Origin of the sequence: Streptomyces sp. sk2.1, from assembly GCF_008120935.1 — a bacterium.
Taxonomy (GTDB): Bacteria; Actinomycetota; Actinomycetes; order Streptomycetales; family Streptomycetaceae; genus Streptomyces.
Map to the genome: position 1 here is coordinate 1 of NZ_RDBO01000293.1, position 649 is coordinate 649.

Here is a 649-nt window from a genome sequence, read left to right on the forward strand (position 1 = left end):
CCGCGGCATCGGACTGCCCGTCGGGCTGGTACTGCGTCTGGTCCGGGGAGAACTACACCGGCAGGATGCAGAAGGTGGAGGGGAACAACGCGAACCTGACCCAGTTCGCCGTCTTCCAGGGCTTCAAGTCCCGCTACCAGCACGGCAAGAACTGCGACTTCAAGTGGTACTCGGGGACGAACTACACGGGCAGCAGCGGCATCATCAAGCGGGGCTCCAAGTTGACCGGGTCCACCACCCACTTCATCAAGTCCAACAAGTGGGTCAACTGCGTCTGATCCGGTACCCCGGACCGACGGCGGACGTCAGGACGCGCCGGAGCCCCTCCGCGACAGGATCGCGGAGGGGCTCCGGACCGACGGGGCGGTGGCATCAGCTGCCGGCCGGAACCTCGGCCGGAATGTCGAGGAAGGAACGAGCGAGCACACCGGTCCGTTCCGGGCGGCGTCGGCTCCCGGCGGCCGAAGGCCATCGGCGTCGGCTCCTACGCCTCCGTCACCGCCGTGGCGCGCCACGGGGCCAGGCGCTGTACGTCGCGGGCGGTTGCCGTGACGCCGCTCAGGAAGCCCTGGGCGCGGGGGGAGGCCGTGTCGCGGAGCCATTCCGGGGCGATGTCGCAGACCGCGACCTTCACCTCGGTGCCGGCCAG

1 protein-coding gene is annotated in these 649 nt (G+C 69.5%); it reads left to right on the plus strand.

Going from position 1 to position 649, the window contains the following annotated elements; all coding sequences use genetic code 11:
• Window positions 1-278 (plus strand): peptidase inhibitor family I36 protein (locus tag EAO76_RS43950; RefSeq protein WP_148841787.1); only part of this gene is annotated, 278 nt, incomplete at its 5' end.
• Window positions 279-649 lie beyond the last annotated feature (371 nt).